General features: G+C 71.3%; 1 protein-coding gene. It reads left to right on the forward strand.

Going from position 1 to position 755, the window contains the following annotated elements:
• Positions 1–755: tRNA (adenine-N1)-methyltransferase (locus E1266_RS37550; RefSeq protein WP_132055364.1), on the forward strand; the 755-nt coding region annotated here is incomplete at both ends.

Below are 755 nucleotides of genomic sequence, written 5' to 3' on the forward strand. Positions count from 1 at the left end.
CCCACGGCCCCTTCCGGCCCGGAGACCAGGTTCAGCTCACCGACCCCAAGGGCCGCGTCAACACCATCACCCTCCAGCCCGGCAAGCAGTACCACTCCCACAAGGGCTCCGTCCCCCACGACGACATCATCGGCAGCCCCGAAGGCACCGTCTACCGCACCACCGGCGGCACCGAATACCTCGCCTTCCGCCCCCTCCTCACCGACTTCACCCTCCGCATGCCCCGCGGCGCCGCCGTCGTCTACCCCAAGGACGCCGCGCAGATCATCGCCATGGCCGACATCTTCCCCGGCGCCCGCGTCATCGAGGCCGGCGCCGGATCCGGCGCCCTCAGCTGCTTCCTCCTGCGCGCCGTCGGCGAACACGGCCTCCTGTCCTCCTACGAGCGCCGCCCCGACTTCGCCGACATCGCACGCGCCAACGTCGAGAAGTTCTTCGGCGGCCCCCACCCCGCCTGGCGCCTCACCGTCGGCTCCCTCGAACACGCCCTCGCAGAGACCGAGGCCGACCGCGTCGTCCTCGACATGCTCGCCCCCTGGGAACCCCTCGACGCCGTCGCCAAGGCCCTCATCCCCGGCGGCATCGTCTGCGCCTACATCGCCACCACCACCCAGATGTCGCGCATCGTCGAGGACCTCCGCGGCCACGGCGGCTTCGCCGAGCCCCACGCGTCCGAGACCATGCTCCGCACCTGGCACGTCGACGGCCTCGCCGTCCGCCCCGACCACCGCATGATCGGGCACCTGTCTCTTATA

This window comes from Actinomadura sp. 7K534, from assembly GCF_004348575.1.
In the GTDB taxonomy this organism is placed as follows: Bacteria; Actinomycetota; Actinomycetes; order Streptosporangiales; family Streptosporangiaceae; genus Spirillospora; species Spirillospora livida.